Below are 14,904 nucleotides of genomic sequence, written 5' to 3' on the forward strand. Positions count from 1 at the left end.
GCCCTTCCGCTTGTCCCGTTGTATCGTTTATCATCCCTTTATAGTCCCATCGGTTTTACTATCCGCCTTTCGGCGTATTCTTCCTTTTCTATATTCTTTTAATGCCACTCATCCGGTCCATTCCTGCCATCGCCGGTTGGTTTTCCAGACGCAAAGGTGGACTGCCGCGCTTGATTCCGTCGCTTTGAAGTGCATTTCCTATAAAATTCTTCCTTTCTGCGAAAGAGTAATTTTCCGGAAAAAGCGTCGGAAATCGCTTATTCGTCAGTCCTTGTAAAGCATCTGTAAATCCCAAGCGGTTCAGGCAGAAAAAAGAACCGAACAAAGGGAAAATAAAAAATCAAATATTAAACCAATTAAATTTTTATGATTATGGAAGCAACAGCAATTCAATCAGTAGAGAAAAACATCACAATGGTAGCATTGGCAAACATGCAACCGAGTAATTACAATCCACGCAAGAATTTTGACGAAGCGAGCCTTGTGGAACTTTCCGAAAGTATTCGTCAGCAGGGTGTGTTACAGCCAATAGGAGTACGCCCGATAGAAGACAACCGTTTTGAGATTGTTTTTGGAGAACGTCGATACCGAGCCTCCCTAATGGCAGAATTGGAAGAAATTCCAGCTATCGTTATGGAAATTTCAGACGAGGTAGCCGAAGAAATGGCTGTCACTGAAAACCTCCAACGTAAGGATGTCACCCCGATTGAGGAAGCCAATGCCTACCAAAAGCTCATAGATAGTGGTCGCCATGATGTGCAGTCTTTGGCAGTGCAGTTCGGCAAGAACGAGAACTATATCCGTACACGCCTTAAATTCGTTTCCCTAATTCCCGAAATCGCACAGCTTTTGGAGCAGGACGAAATCACAATCAGCGTAGCGAGCGAAATCTGTCGTTACGGTGAAGATGTTCAGAAAGATGTGTACGACAAACACCTCAAAGAAGATGCACTGCATCATAGTTGGCGAGGGATGAAAGCTACCGAAGTCGCACGGAACATCGAACGGCAATATACCACCGATTTGGAGCGGTACGCATTTGACAAGACCCTCTGTCTGTCCTGTCCCCACAATACAAATAATATGGTGCTGTTCTGCGAAGGTGGTTGTGGAAATTGCGCCAATCGTACTTGCCTTGCTGAAATGAATGCGGCATACCTCACAGAGAAAGCCGTGCGCCTTATGGAAGAACGTCCCGATGTTCCCCTCTGTCGTGAAAATACTAACTACAACGAAATCGTAGTAGAACGCCTTACTGCTATGGGGTACGAAGTGGAACGTCTTAATTGTTATGCGAAAGCATATCCCGAACAGCCCGAAGCACCCTTAAAAGAGGATTACGATACTGCCGAAGAATACGAGCAGGCACAGAGCGAGTACGAGCAGGAGTTGAACGATTACACGGAGAAATGCGAGGAAATCCGTACCCGATGTGAAGCAGGTGAAATTACCCTCTATTTCCGTGTTGAGAGCAAGGATATTGTACTTTGTTATATGACCAAAGTTACCTATGCCTCTAATAGTACAAATCAAGAGCAGACACTTTCTCCAATGGAGAAATTGGAGAAACAAGACAAGCGTAACAAGGAAATTGTTCTTGAAAAGACTGTAGAGGACACCAAAAAACAGATTTTGGAAGTTGATATGTCCGAGTGCAAGTTTGGGCAAGACGAGGATAAGATGATTTATTTCTTCTTGTTATCATCCCTCCGCAAGGAGCATTTTGAAGCAGTAGGTATCGGAGAAAAAAAGCCTTATTGCCACCTTACGGATGAAGAAAAGATAAACATCATCGCCAACCTCACGAGCAAGCAGAAAGCGATTATCCGCAGGGATTTTCTAATTGCTAATTTCAAGAACGCATACGGCAGCAATGCCATTGCATCCCTCTTGCTTGACTTCGCACAAAAACATATGCCCGACCTGTTGGCAGACATCAAGAACGGACATAATGAAGTGTATGAGAAGCGTCACCAACGTATCGAAGAGAAAAAAGCCGTTCTTTTGGTGCAGGAACAAGCAAAGCAGGAAGCGGAGCAATCTGACAAACAGCAATCCGAAGTAGGGATGCAGACCGAAGAACAGCCACAAGAGGAAGATATTGCAGCTTAACCATAATCACTAACTAACGAATAGGGGGTAGAGTAATCTGTCCTCTATTCGTTCCTAATTCAATGAAAGTGAAGATGTTCACGGACAACTGCTCCAAGCTGTTGTCGGGCGGCGCGTCTGTCGGGCAAACCCGCCATCCGCGCGATTATGCCTTTTCTATTCCATTTATAGCTACCTCCCGATGCCCCGCCGCCACCCGTCTCCATTTATACCTATCAGTTTCTTCCTTTTTATCTTATTCCTTATCCGGTCCATTCCTGTCCTCGCCGGTTGGTTTTCCAGACGCGAAGGTGGACTGCCGCGCTTGATTCCATCGCTTTGAAGTGCATTTTTATAAAATTCTTCCTTTCTGCGAAAGAGTAATTTTCCAAAAAAAGCGTTGGAAGTAGCTTGTTCGTCAGTCCTGTAAAGCATCTGTAAATCCCAAGCGGTTCAGACAGAATATAGAACCGAACAGAGGGAAGAAAAATAAATCATTAAAATTTCACGACAATGGACAACATCAAAGAAAGCAAAGAGTACAAACTTGCCAAAGAATGGGAAATGGCAGTGAATAGTTTTAGTTTCAATCCCAAGCGTTTTGCAGCCGCTATACCTGATATGCACCCCACACTGCAACAGAGCCTCTATAGGTTGTTTAAGGAGTGCATCATTGTGATGGCGGACGAGACACGTCTCTATGATGACCGCAATCGTGCATCACATGAAGAAGCAAAGTGTCTTATGGAATACCTCAAGACAAACGGAAAGCATATCCCATTAAAATAATAAAATAACAAGCGTATGAAAACACAAGAAGTACAATTTGGCGGCAATAACTATCCTTGCCGTGTGGTGGAATCCAACGAGGGTGAAGAACTCCTTATCGGCTCGACTACCTTGCTCGATGCCCTTCAGCCCGGTAGTTTCAACGATGAAAATGAAGGCTTCGCAAGCAAGGAAGCCGAAAGAATCTATAACGAGGTTTTCTTCTTTACCGATATGGCAAACTTACGACTTACAGACGTAGAACTGGTTGCCGAACTGAAAAAGGACAACCCGGAATGGTTCGAATAAAAAAAACAATAATCATCTTAAAAATAGCACAGTTATGGAAAAAGAGTATGTAATGCAAATAGCACAGACCATTAAAGAGCAGTTAATAGGACTTACCCCTATGCCCGTCCTCATGTCATGGGGTATCTCAGAGTTTGCAGCCACCATCTTCAAAGAGCTGCCTGCACTTCGTATCAAAGTAAACGGACTGTTACACGCCGGATACGTTATTATTGCACTTAATGGGTCAGATTATTATGAGGTATATCTGTTGAAAGACAAAGATGTAGAGTGTGTCAATGAAGAAGTTTGTTTCAACGAGTTAGGGGATGTCATTGACAGGGCAATTGAATGCGGTACTGACAAAGAGGAATACGAAAAAATTTGCCATCAGCAACTCACCAAATTATTAAGCGGGCAGTTCTCCTGATAAACCGGAAGAAGATTAGTAGTAAACCGTCAGTACGATTGTACTGGCGGTTTTTGTTCTTCTTATATCAGACAGCCGGATTTTTATTTCGCGTTACGCTTGTTCTGAACGTCCTTTATCATCTCTTTCACATCTTGTCCTACTTGTACAAAGTTTTTGTATAGGATGCGTTCCCGTTCCTCTCTCGACTTGAAGGTGTAGAACTTCGGCAGCGGCACATACGCCGCTTCCTCTTTCTTGATTGCTGCCATATCAAAATCTGTTTTACAGAAGAACTTTGTAGTCTTGAACTCTTCCGATTCTTGAATATTCATTGAACCGCCCATACCTGTTTTCGTCTTCACAAAATCCCGTGCCGTCTGACCGCATATCCATCCGGTTGCCATATCCGAGATTTTCGAGGCAGGCACAAGGTTATCCATATTTTCATTGAGATTGATACTTGTTTTGTCCCGGTCAATGGTCACGCCTTTTTTGACCTGTACCACCTTGCCGAAGATGTCATTGGACAACCATTCCAGCGTTTCTTTGGCACGTGCCGAGCCGCTTACCACATTGCCTACCGTCGTAATGATTTTTTGCATACCTACCTTACCATAATCGGCTTCCAGTTGCGGTAGTTCCTGAAAGCCGAGCGTTACACTCACCTTATTGCTTCGCGCCGTACCTATCAGACGGTCTATTTTGTGAAAGTAGAGTGTCGGTAACTCGTCCACTATAATACTCACGGGAATATTTTTCCCCTGCCCGGTATTCACACGGGTAACGAGGCGGTTTAGGATAAGAGCGTTCAATGCGCCGATGATGGACTCCATTTCCGGGTCATTTGCAATCAGCAGGTAACTCGGATTCTTCGGGTCACTCACCTTCAGGTCGAAGTCATCGCCATCCCGGTGGAATATCCAGTAGCTCTCTTTGGTTGCCAGACGCGAGGTATAAACACGTAACGTGCCAATCATACCCTCCAGTTGCTCCATTGCCTTATTTTTGAAAGCTGTCTGGAACGGGCCAAGTAGCGGAGCAACCTCATTGTCAGTTTCCAGTACCTCGAAAATCGTCTGATAACTTTCATTCAAGAATGACAGAATATGTGGCATGTCCGAATACTTTCCCAGCCAGTAGGCAGGTTCCACGATATTGCCGCCTTCACGGTCACGCACGATACCTGTCGGTTTCCAGAATTTGGTCTGCGGATCTTGCTGTCTTTCCGCATATAGAGGCTTGCCGTTGGCATCGTAGGGTTCACGCTCATAATTCACGAAAAAGTATATACAGGCGGCAAGGAAGTTTACCGCCGAGGTTTGGAAGAACTGGTCGCTTCCGCCGCCGCCCTCTTTCTTACCCTTTTGTAGGCTTTCCAATAATGTTTCCGCCGTTTCGCTGGCCGCCGCGAGGTTGTTGATGTACTTTGCCTGAATTGGATTCACCCGACGGCTGTACTCCACATCCACAAAATTAATCATGTTGAACTTACACCCTTTGGGTACTCTGCCCAGTTTCTCGTTCCTCTTATAATGGTAGTAGAGCTTGGTCGCCAATGTCGGAAACTTGTAGTCATACACCACCATGGCGAAACCTTTGGCCGAATGCTGTCGGATAAACGGCTCTATGATACTGAAAGTCTTGCCCGACCCCGGTGTTCCAACTACCCATGTTCCTCTGAAGCAGTTACTTACAGAAATCCATCCCTTGCGGAATTTACCCTTATAGTAGTACCGCATGGGGATATTTACGCTGTATTCATTCTCGACTTTTTCCTCACATTGTTCAAAACTTTCATTCTCGAAGTTGAAACGGTCTTTCATCAGTCCCTCCTTGATGAACTTCGAAATGTTGTCTAATGCAATATGTACCAGTACTACGCCAGCAATGGAGGCAATCATATAGAGAATGATATTCAAAGGTAAGGTATAAAGCCTTGTTCCCATCGTATGGCCGAACATCCATACGGAGATTACGAGCAGCAACAACCCGCTCGTCAATGGATACACCACCTGCCGGCGTGCGTTGAACTCCAGATGCTTCTTGTTCCGCGTTCCGACACAAGTGATGCAGATAAGCAGTACCGTCGCAATTTTGCTGTACACAAGATTGCCGTCGTGGTAAATCATCCATTGTTTGATGCGTCCGTGAATGTCGGTCAGTATGCCGCCCCAGTGGTCGAGCATTGCAGGGTCAATGGCATATTCAAAGAACTCCAGCAGTACGGACACATATACCACTGTGCGGAATATCTTATAGAACCCTTGCAATTCCTTACTTTCTTCCATAAGTCAGTCTGTTATTGATCCTTGTTTTATACGATACCAATGATTGCCTACTCTGATTACATCCATACCGAACCATGCACCATTCTCATTCAGTTTTGTTTTTATCTTTTCGAGTGTTACCGGACCGACACCCCATATTTCCATGAGATATTGCTCGTTAAGATGAATCAGGTCTCCGATATATAATATTCCATGAGATTCAAGATGGCTTTTGATGGATGGGGTAATACCCAAACTGAATACCGGTTCCGAGAGATAGTGTACTTCTTCTGCTTGAATGTTATTCAAGGCTATTTCAAGTCCCACTTTGATTCTTTTGAGAGAATCAAGGCGTTCTTGTATCTTTTGGATGGCAAGCTCGTCTTGCTGTATCTCATTGCGTAACTGGGTTGCTCTCTTTACAAGTTCGGCATTACTTCTTTTCAATTCTTCATTAATATCCGCCATTGACAGATTGCTTATTTCAAGTTCGTTTCGTGTGTGGTCCAATTGCGTGACAAGTTCCTCCAGTCTGTCGGCATGACACTTCAGTATTGAATTTTTTTCATTATCGGCAGCCATTTCGTCCAAAAGGTAGCCGAACCTTTTAATTTGAAAATTAATATTTTCTTTATCCGATGCTATGGAATCTGCGAGTTTTGCCAGTCTTTGCCGGCATGAATTACCTTTCATGGACTTATACATGAGGACAATTCCCAATATCATCAACGCTATGCTGAAAAGTATATCCGTATCTTTCATATCTTTCTATCCTTTATTCGTTTATGGTAATTATAGGGCGTACTCTGTGCGCCTGTACTTTAGGTGTTTCTTGCATTGCGCCGCTCCCCATGGAATAGAGCCATGCCTTGGCTGTCTGTTGCTTTTCGACCTCTGTGGATGTCCAGTACCAACAGTCGTTTTCATCCAGCGGTAACGGCTCGCCGCCACATTGTTCGATGACAGGGTTGACTATCTCTCTCATGGTGTAGAGCAGCCGCATCTCTGCCACGGACGGTACATAGGCACTTTGTCCGTACCGCCATAGGTCGAAAACCGCTTCTGCCATTGGCGAAGCCGTTTCTCGTGTATCGTACAGTGCGAATGTATTCTCGTTGCCATCATAAGCCATGATGTCGGACGATGTGCCTTGTGCGATGCCGAGGCTGTCGGCGAATGCCTGTGGAGCAATGTCCCACAGGTAAACTGCATAACCGCCCCCCTCCGTATCTCCGCGTTTTCCGGTATCGAAGACAACCGCTATCGCTTTTTTCCCCGATTGTTCATATTGTGCATAAGGCAAGGCCGTTCCGTCCTCGCAGAGGATATGTCCTGGACGGACCGCTGTATCGGGTACGTCTATGTGCGTGTCACAGGCAGCGCACAGCACGGCAGCCGTTGCCGCTGCCACCAAATGTATCTTTCGTATCATATTGCTTTCTTTTTTTGTTTCCCTATTTCATAGGTAGTTTCACACCCAGCACGACACCTGCACGCAGCACGTCCGCACCTTTTACCATCACATCGCTTTTCACTTGCCAATACAGTGTCCATCCGGCCCGTAGCACATAGTTGTGTTCATAACCGAGGTGCAGGCCGCCGAGGAATTTATTCGTGTCGCTTCCGGCTGAAGCTCCGATACGCAGACTGCCATAGTAGTTGCGTCCCCGCGTCATGCACGGCTTGTAGGCCACGCCAAAACCGTAGCTGCGGTAGTTTCGCCAAAATGATTCCGGACAGATATGACCGCACGAACCGCACTCTGCCCATTGTAGGTAGCCGTTGACGAAAAACTCCCACGCATGGCGGTAGTTCATTTCATGTTCGTAGGCGAGCGTTATATCCATGCCGTTCTTGTAGAGTAGCCCTGTGCCAAGTGAGAGGCGTCCGCTACCTTGTTGTGCATTCGCACTTGCAGCGACACACACGCAGGTAATTATCAGGATGATTGTCTTTTTCATAGTCATTCCTCCTCCAATAAATCTGCATGGAACGAATCTGCCGCCAGTATATCCTCATAGTCGATGTTCAGGCTGATGTTACGGCCACTAATCTGTTTCTCCGTCATTTCGATGGTCAGCAGCTTGTCATTGGGAAAGGTCATCTTTTTCACGACAATCACATTCCGATAGCCGTGTCTGAACGTCTTGCCCGGTTCCAGAACCAAGGCAGGTGTCAGTTCTATAGTCTGTGCGTTGGTTGCCTTGGCGAGTTTCTTGTCTGTCAGTTTTATCCGTATCTCATCAATGTCAAAACGGATGTTCGTCTTGTTCTCGATGGAAAAGTCTATGAAGAAGTAGTTACCCACCGAGTAGATATTGTTCAGACGCATCACCATACGGTGTGCTTTGGTAGCTACGTTGCGGATTTTCGCAGGTGAGTTCCAGATGCGCCGTGCATGATGTGTCATGTCGGCAGTGGACATTGAGACTGCCGGATTGTTATACGCATTACGCTCTTGCAGCAGTATCTCCTTATCCGTTACTGCCTCTTTCATCCTTGTGGTATAAATCAGTGCGTATTGTGTGCGGTACCGTTCCGTTACAATGGTGACGATGGCGAGTATTTCACCATCCTCGTGTCCGCTTTCCTTGGGCTTTAGGCGGATGATGTTGTCAATGGGCTGATCACCCGCCACCTTGTCAGTGGAAATATCCACGAAACGCACCGGTTCCGATGCCGTTATGACGGTTGTTATCTGTTCGTTCACCGTCAGTTGTTCCATTTCCTCATAGGTCGTTTGCGCCTGTGCGTTCCGCGCCAGCGGCAGCCCTGCCGCCAGAAGAAATGACATTGCGATTTTCTTCCAATTCATATCCATGTTGTTAATTATATTTATTCCGTTTATTTCCTCTTTTCCCTTATTTCTCCTCTTTCTTTACCTGTTTGGCACGTACCCATGTACAACGCCCCGTCCGGGTCATTTGGAGTTCACACTGCCAAAGAGTGCCTTTCTCCACTGTTTTGAAATTCACATTTCCGTATCTTGGTCCGTAAAAACCGGTATGTTTTTGAAAAGCGAATAAGGCAATCCTCCGTCTGTCTTCTGTCCGAAAGTTGCATATTAGGGCAAACTGCCCTCTGTGATGCCACCACTCGGTACTCACAAGTTTTCCGATAAATGTCTCGGCTTTATTGGGGGCTATATAGTCCGCATAATAAAGCCCATCCGTACCTTTGTGATATTCTGATAAATCTGTTTCCATGTCATCATCGTTTTATTTCCTTTTTTCCTGTCCGTTCACCAAATACACGAAAGTTCCGTATTTCAGCTTGACTTTGTTTTTCTTGATAGCTTTGCTGATGGCATTGCTTGTTTTCTGGTAGGCATTGTTCACCGCCTGCATTCCCCATTGTGCAAGGCTGTTTCCTGTACTTCCCATACTCATGTTCATATTGCCCGACATTGCCCCGCTTGCTACATCCTTGCTCGTTTCCCGGAATTGGCTGTTGGGTACATACAGCCCTTCCATGCCATCAGTATCATAGAGTGACAGACTCACTTTCACCAGTTCGTCATTCACGAGGATGCTGCTGATATTACCTTTCACGCGTCCGGATGAGAATCCGCTCACTGTAGCGTACAGGTACGTTCCCCTTGCTACCACACACTCGCCAATCTCCACATCGTCAAGCAGGCGCAACCTCACGCGCGAGCCGTCCACCGCTTTGATGTTCTCGTCAATGATGGCTTGGATAAGTTTCGGTTCATGGACATTCTTCGACAGTGTGTTAAAGTAGTCCGAGGTTGTCTTCACCTTGCGTACCACTTCGCTGGGCGGTTCGTCCGCAGATGGCGTTTTCACAGCCCGGCTCTCTTCGTTGATGGTTCCGGAGGCTGTTGCTCCTTGTGGTGGAGCAATGTTGGCCGTGTCCGTTTCTGCCGGGGGTACAGTCGCGTTTTGCCCTCTCAGTCTCGCCTCTGCGAGTGCTTTTTCCAGTTCGGCAAGTGCTTCTTGTTCTCGTGTCTTGGCAGAGGCAATTTCCGCTGCCGCAGCTTTTTCCTGTTGTTCTTCCGTGAGCAGGTCGATGTCGTCCTGCGTGTATTTCGATTCATACTCTTCCTTGTTTTTATCGGGTTCTTCCCGGTCTATGTTATCTACTGCGGAGTAGTCCTGTATCTTACCCCATGATTTCGCCATATTCTCGTATTTGCTGCCTATGCCATCGTCCTTGATCTGTGCCCCCGGCAATTCGGGGTTCAGGAACTCCGTCGTCTGCAATGCCTTGTCTTGTATTTCTATCGTTTCTGTCTGAAACAGGTCGAAGATGAAATAAGACGCGCCGAGCAGGGGGAAATAAAGGATGGCGGGAAGCATATATTTCGGCTGGCGAAAATTGATTTTCTCCAATATCTTCATTATACATCTTTTAATTGAGTTGTACATACTTGCCTTCAATGGCACAATTTCTCAGTATCTCTGCGTTGTCTTCTCCGAAAGCTAACAGGAGGCTACCGCAACCGGGAGATTCACCTCGCGTTCCGTCTGGTCGGTAGAATCGGATGCGGTGGCGTAGGAATTTCATTCCCGTTGCTTTTGGGAAGATGACGTCCTGAAACATTTTGGAATCACAACGGTTGAATAATAATGCAATGCCGTTGCCATGTTCTGCCAGTTTCCGGACGAATAGCTCGATAAGAGGACGCGAATAGGGAGGATTGAGCCACACACGTCCTTCCCATATCTGGGACAACCCGTCTATGTTCTGGTCATACATGACCTCGGCAGTCGGCCACAACGGACGGATAGGAGCGCAAGGGTCAAGGTCGAATTTGCCCAATGCGTCCAGTATCTCCTTTGGCGTGTACCATTCGTCTGACGAACGGACTGATTTTTCAAACCGTGTATTCATAAGCATTCTTTTACTGTGGTTTGTCCCCTCTGTTTTTATGTTCCCTTATTTCGACTTCCTGCAACAATTTGTGCCGTTCCCGAAGTACAGAATCCTGCATTTCCGTTGCCGTGCGACTTGCCGGACTGTGCCTGTACACAGTTACCAAGCGGTAGGCGTTCCATGCGAAAGCTCCGATGACGAATGTAAAGACGATGACCAGAAACAACGTCCGGTGCGCGTTGGCAAAGCCCTGCACCTTGGCCGCCGCTTGGTCGATGCGTGTCGCCTTGGCGAATTTGTGCCCGGCCTGCACCTCTCGCTCGTAGCGTTCCTTGTACTGCGGGTCATCTTTGTCCGGCATCTTCTCGCCGAACAACATTCGTTTGAATCCTTTGATATTCATATCTTTGGTGATTTAATAGTTACTCTTTGTTTTTTGCTCGATATCTTTGTTCAGCAATGTACGCCAGTTTACTATGAGCAGTCCATGCGGATTGTTGTCCGTTCTCGGCACACGTTTAAGTTGCCCTGCCGTAACCAGTTCGCGCATCAGGATATTACTCCGACGTTCGATTCGCTGCCGACCATAGTAGGTGAACTCCATATTCTTTTTGTCAAAGGAGATACTGTCACAGAAAATCGAGAACACCGCGCTCGTACCCAATATGTTGGAGTAAAATCCCTTTTCCTTGAGGGTATTGTATTGTGCCAGTCCCGTCTCATCGACCAGGTACATCGCTTTTTCCATCGTATAGCGGATGTATTTGTCGTCCGGTGCGAGAGTAAAAAAGTAATGGTGGAACATTTCTACATGGCTCTTGGCTTCCACGTCCAGCGTTTCGTCCATCGTCGTGCGGGTTACGAGTATAGGTACATTTCCGTCCAGCACATACACCTTTTTCTGTGCGTCCGTCACCATTGTCCGGGCAGTCCAGATACTTGACACACTGATGATGATACACCCTACAAGAAAAGCAGTGCAGATGATGCCCACCAGTCGGATTTTATTCTCCAAATGCTTGATGACCATATACCTTTATTTTTTCTTGTTAGACAATCGTGTGTATTCGTCATGTAACATTGTCATGACTGTATCCTGTAACTCCGTCAGAAATTTTTCGGACTTCCCGTCAAAGAGCTGTGTGTAATCTTCCCGCATGATTACATGCACGAATATCCACCAGATACGGCGGTTTCGATTCTTGGCATTTTTCTGCAATTTGACCAGTTGCAGACGATAGGTAAGGTAAGTCATCATAGGGACGATATATCGGTTGTCCCATGTAACGGCTTCGTCCAGTTCTTCATATTCCGGATCAATTCGGTGGTTAGGTGCATAAACGAGTTCTTCGCTTATGCGTTCATTTGCATAGCGCACGAAACGCTCGTTCCTGCACCATTTTTCAATTTTCTGTTGTACATTCATCTTTTGGATATTTAATATTAGGTTTATCATTATCTCATCATCGAGCCGATACCGCCCGTAGCCGTCATTTTTGCCTGCTGCGCCACACCTTCTCCAAAGTTCCGTGTAGAGAAAGCCGTGTCACCTTCAGGTATCATCCATGCTGCCAAGTCCGGCACGAGGTTTAGGCATTTCAGTGCCACGATACTTGCCGCCATCAAGTAGCCGGCGGAGAAGAAGCTGTTTTGCAAGTAGGCCGCCATCGTCTGTTCGCTTGCTGTGATTGCCGTCAGGTTTTCTACCTGTATGCACAATACAATGTCAAATAGCAGTAGCACATAGAAGCCGACGAAGTAGAGCATCGCACCATAGAAATGTACTGTCAGATACCTTATAAGCCACTTCGCCCATGCACCTTCCCATTTGGGCAACAGCGAGAACGCCCATTGTATAGGTCCGAATATTGTTAACATGCCCAGTAGGATTTGCTGGCAGTAGATGGTCGCCCACCATCCGATACGATACACAATCAGAGCGATAAGCATGATGATTTTATCGATACCTACGATGACTCCTGCCGTCAGTGAGGTAAACCACAGTTCGGCTGCGTCTTTCTCCATTTTCGTCACTTCGTCCACTCCGGTTTGTTCCATGGTCGCTTCTACCAGATTCGGGTCTGAGGTACCCGTGTGAGCGACATCTGCCTGTGCTTGCAAACTTTGGTACATCGTGTCACGTACATGGATAAGTTGCTGCACTTCCTCGAATTTGTCCGCTATTTGGGTGGCTTCTGCCTCGTACAGGTCATGCGTGTACGAGCCGATGCAGTTCGGGATGTAAGACAGGAAGTCAAGAAAACACCAACTACTCCCACTGCCAGCCATACCCGTGTCTGCTGGCGGATACCACCAACAGAGGATGATTGAAACAGCCAAAGGACGGAACAGCTTCAGTACATCCAGTGGCTCATGTTTCACCATCATCTTGTACGCCATTCCCGCTGCCATCACAATAGCGAACAGGGCAGCCAGTGCCATGCACATTTGTAGTATCCACCAGAACGGTCCCTGCGAGCCGGTAAAAGTCGCATCAGTCAGGAACTCGTTCGTTTGAAAAATCACATCGTCTATCTCTTCTTCAAGGATATTGATACCGAAATCCGAGAGTATATTTCCGTCTGCCATACGTTTTTGTTTTTTCAGTTCCCTTTGCTTACTGTTTCATCTCCGTCACCGCTGTCGCCCGTGTTATTGCCCGATTGCGGGCCGCGCACGGCAAAGCGCGATTCGTGCCACCGGCTCACCGCATCGCGGACAATACTCTTCTTATCCAGAGTACGGTCAGCGGTAGCGTTCAGTAGCGTACTTGTTACCGTAGTATTCTGCCGTTTGGCAAGGTAGCCGACAAGGATTTCGTTCTGTCGGGTTATATCCTCATAGATGCGCAGATACTCTTTTTTCCGCTGTGCGTTGGGCATATAGGCATCTTTCGTTGCATCAATGGCGCACTGGTAGATATGGTAATATTCCGTCCATCTGTCTTTATCCTCCGGTGTCCCCCCGACAGGCAAGATGCGGTCTATATTTCGTTTGAACCGTACCATCTGTCCGTTGACCTTATCGCCTTCGGCGAGCCATGCGATGTCCGCTTGACGGTCAGCCACGTTCAAGGCCTCTATCTTTGCCCGGCTCACCAATGCCGAGTCGATGGCTTCAGCTTCGTCCGTTTGGTTGTACAGGTTGACGCCCGCCAGTGTGCGGAACGACAGTTTGTTCTTGGCTGCTGCCGACTTTTTGTACTTGTTGTGCAGTATGGAATAGTAGAGGTCGGGCGAGAGTGCTCCCGTACCGGTTTCCATTACTGTTACTTGATTTTGTTTCGGCGAATCGTGGTTATAGGTCACGGATTGTGCCTTTGCCGCCGTGGTTGCAATTATTGTAACCGTCACGAGTAAGAGTATTCTGTCCATATTTACTTTCGGTTATTTTGTTACTAATCTTTCAATACTCAATGTGCTTCAATCAGTTAATCACCGAGATTATTCCACATTTCTTTTTATATTATATTCATTTCTAATCCTTTCCTCTCCCCGCGAGAAGTGCATGTCATCCTTTTCAATACAAATACATTTTCTATTCGTATGAATACAGGCGATTGCAGTGCTCATGCTTCCAGAGGCAAAATCAAGGACTGTGTCACCCTCTTTCGTGTATGTTTTTATCAGATATTTCAATAATGCGACTGGCTTTTGATTAACATGAATCGTTTTGCCCTCTGATTCCGCAGTTTTGAAATATTTCACACTTCGTGGGTATCTCGTTCCTTTGTTTTCATTTCTGAATGTAGGATTTGGTACCTTGTTTACTCCTGTCCAGTTACTCCCTCTCTTTGTACGATTTTCATAAGGCTCACCTTCTTCCATGATTGGATAATAAGGAGTTCTGCCGTTACAAAAGATACTGATTAGCTCATGCGCTTTTAGAGGTTGCTTTTTAGCAAGAAGGAAATTGCTTGCTTTTGACTTTTCCCATACCCAGTCATATTTAAATTCGGCTAAATTGCCACAGCGTAAAAGGCTGCTGAACGGTTCGCTGCCAAATAAAGCCGTAGGTGCATTATCCTTTCTCACCCTTCTAATCTCCTCCCACATTTTCGAGAATGGTATTATCTTATCCCATTGCGAAGCTGTAATTCCAAAAGGTGGGTCGCATAGAACTAAATCAATACTTGATTCTGGGAGAAGAGGCATTACTTCAAGGCAATCGGCTTTATATAGCGTAATGTCTTTTGCAAAAACGATCTTTTTCATTACATCTTTTATTAATCCAAATGTCCAT

18 protein-coding genes are annotated in these 14,904 nt (G+C 46.3%); 4 read left to right on the plus strand and 14 right to left on the minus strand.

Translation table 11 applies throughout. The features are described 5' to 3' along the window. Window positions 1-372: 372 nt before the first annotated feature. The 4 genes from HMPREF0999_RS10660 (at window position 373) to HMPREF0999_RS10680 (ending at window position 3,577) form a co-directional block, all read left to right on the plus strand. Window positions 373-2,112 (plus strand): ParB/RepB/Spo0J family partition protein, encoded by a 1,740-nt coding sequence (locus HMPREF0999_RS10660; RefSeq protein ID WP_008669212.1) that lies wholly within the window; start codon window positions 373-375, stop codon window positions 2,110-2,112. 492 nt (window positions 2,113-2,604) lie between these two features. Next, a complete protein-coding gene (locus HMPREF0999_RS10670) occupies window positions 2,605-2,880 on the plus strand; it encodes a hypothetical protein (protein WP_007761308.1) in 276 nt (91 codons plus the stop codon). A 15-nt stretch (window positions 2,881-2,895) separates the two neighbouring features. Beyond that, window positions 2,896-3,168: a hypothetical protein gene (locus HMPREF0999_RS10675; RefSeq protein ID WP_005836862.1), complete on the plus strand. Its 273-nt coding sequence runs from the start codon at window positions 2,896-2,898 to the stop codon at window positions 3,166-3,168. A gap of 34 nt (window positions 3,169-3,202) precedes the next feature. Next, a complete protein-coding gene (locus HMPREF0999_RS10680; RefSeq protein WP_005836863.1) occupies window positions 3,203-3,577 on the plus strand; it encodes a hypothetical protein in 375 nt (124 codons plus the stop codon). A gap of 83 nt (window positions 3,578-3,660) precedes the next feature. Here the strand turns inward: HMPREF0999_RS10680 and HMPREF0999_RS10685 are convergent, their stop codons facing one another. The 14 genes from HMPREF0999_RS10685 to HMPREF0999_RS10750 all read right to left on the minus strand — a co-directional run bounded on the left by HMPREF0999_RS10685 (window position 3,661) and on the right by HMPREF0999_RS10750 (window position 14,876). After that, entirely contained in the window at window positions 3,661-5,847 is a 2,187-nt protein-coding gene (locus HMPREF0999_RS10685) for a type IV secretory system conjugative DNA transfer family protein (protein WP_008669209.1), read from the minus strand. Window positions 5,848-5,850: 3 nt separating this feature from the next. Further along, on the minus strand, window positions 5,851-6,588 hold the full coding sequence (locus tag HMPREF0999_RS10690) for a DNA-directed RNA polymerase subunit alpha C-terminal domain-containing protein (RefSeq protein WP_008669208.1): 738 nt from the start codon (window positions 6,586-6,588) through the stop codon (window positions 5,851-5,853). 13 nt (window positions 6,589-6,601) lie between these two features. Continuing rightward, entirely contained in the window at window positions 6,602-7,258 is a 657-nt protein-coding gene (locus tag HMPREF0999_RS10695) for a DUF1566 domain-containing protein (protein ID WP_007761302.1), read from the minus strand. Window positions 7,259-7,280: 22 nt separating this feature from the next. Beyond that, a complete protein-coding gene (locus HMPREF0999_RS10700; protein ID WP_008669206.1) occupies window positions 7,281-7,793 on the minus strand; it encodes a hypothetical protein in 513 nt (170 codons plus the stop codon). Continuing rightward, on the minus strand, window positions 7,790-8,620 hold the full coding sequence (gene traN, locus HMPREF0999_RS10705) for a conjugative transposon protein TraN (protein ID WP_085930341.1): 831 nt from the start codon (window positions 8,618-8,620) through the stop codon (window positions 7,790-7,792). Before traN ends, HMPREF0999_RS10700 begins: the two co-directional genes overlap by 4 nt. A 67-nt stretch (window positions 8,621-8,687) precedes the next feature. Further along, window positions 8,688-9,032, minus strand: coding sequence for a hypothetical protein (locus HMPREF0999_RS10710; protein WP_009275914.1), 345 nt, complete (start codon window positions 9,030-9,032; stop codon window positions 8,688-8,690). Window positions 9,033-9,044: 12 nt separating this feature from the next. Beyond that, the gene (gene traM, locus HMPREF0999_RS10715) at window positions 9,045-10,187 is read right to left on the minus strand and encodes a conjugative transposon protein TraM (protein ID WP_008669201.1); all 1,143 of its coding nucleotides are present in this window, start codon (window positions 10,185-10,187) and stop codon (window positions 9,045-9,047) included. Between the two features lie 10 nt (window positions 10,188-10,197). Then, entirely contained in the window at window positions 10,198-10,680 is a 483-nt protein-coding gene (locus HMPREF0999_RS10720; RefSeq protein ID WP_005836876.1) for a DNA N-6-adenine-methyltransferase, read from the minus strand. A 10-nt stretch (window positions 10,681-10,690) separates the two neighbouring features. After that, on the minus strand, window positions 10,691-11,065 hold the full coding sequence (locus HMPREF0999_RS10725; RefSeq protein WP_005836877.1) for a hypothetical protein: 375 nt from the start codon (window positions 11,063-11,065) through the stop codon (window positions 10,691-10,693). Between the two features lie 12 nt (window positions 11,066-11,077). After that, a complete protein-coding gene (gene traK / locus HMPREF0999_RS10730; protein ID WP_007761289.1) occupies window positions 11,078-11,692 on the minus strand; it encodes a conjugative transposon protein TraK in 615 nt (204 codons plus the stop codon). Window positions 11,693-11,698: 6 nt separating this feature from the next. After that, the gene (locus HMPREF0999_RS10735) at window positions 11,699-12,088 is read right to left on the minus strand and encodes a hypothetical protein (RefSeq protein ID WP_008669198.1); all 390 of its coding nucleotides are present in this window, start codon (window positions 12,086-12,088) and stop codon (window positions 11,699-11,701) included. A gap of 29 nt (window positions 12,089-12,117) precedes the next feature. Next, window positions 12,118-13,251 carry a hypothetical protein gene (locus HMPREF0999_RS10740; protein ID WP_004310177.1) on the minus strand — a complete coding sequence of 378 codons (1,134 nt, stop codon included), beginning with the start codon at window positions 13,249-13,251 and terminating at the stop codon, window positions 12,118-12,120. A gap of 14 nt (window positions 13,252-13,265) precedes the next feature. Then, window positions 13,266-14,036, minus strand: coding sequence for a DUF5045 domain-containing protein (locus tag HMPREF0999_RS10745; protein WP_005836903.1), 771 nt, complete (start codon window positions 14,034-14,036; stop codon window positions 13,266-13,268). Window positions 14,037-14,105: 69 nt separating this feature from the next. After that, entirely contained in the window at window positions 14,106-14,876 is a 771-nt protein-coding gene (locus HMPREF0999_RS10750; RefSeq protein ID WP_007761280.1) for a DNA-methyltransferase, read from the minus strand. Window positions 14,877-14,904 lie beyond the last annotated feature (28 nt).

Origin of the sequence: Parabacteroides sp. D25, from assembly GCF_000307475.1 — a bacterium.
GTDB lineage: Bacteria > Bacteroidota > Bacteroidia > Bacteroidales > Tannerellaceae > Parabacteroides > Parabacteroides distasonis.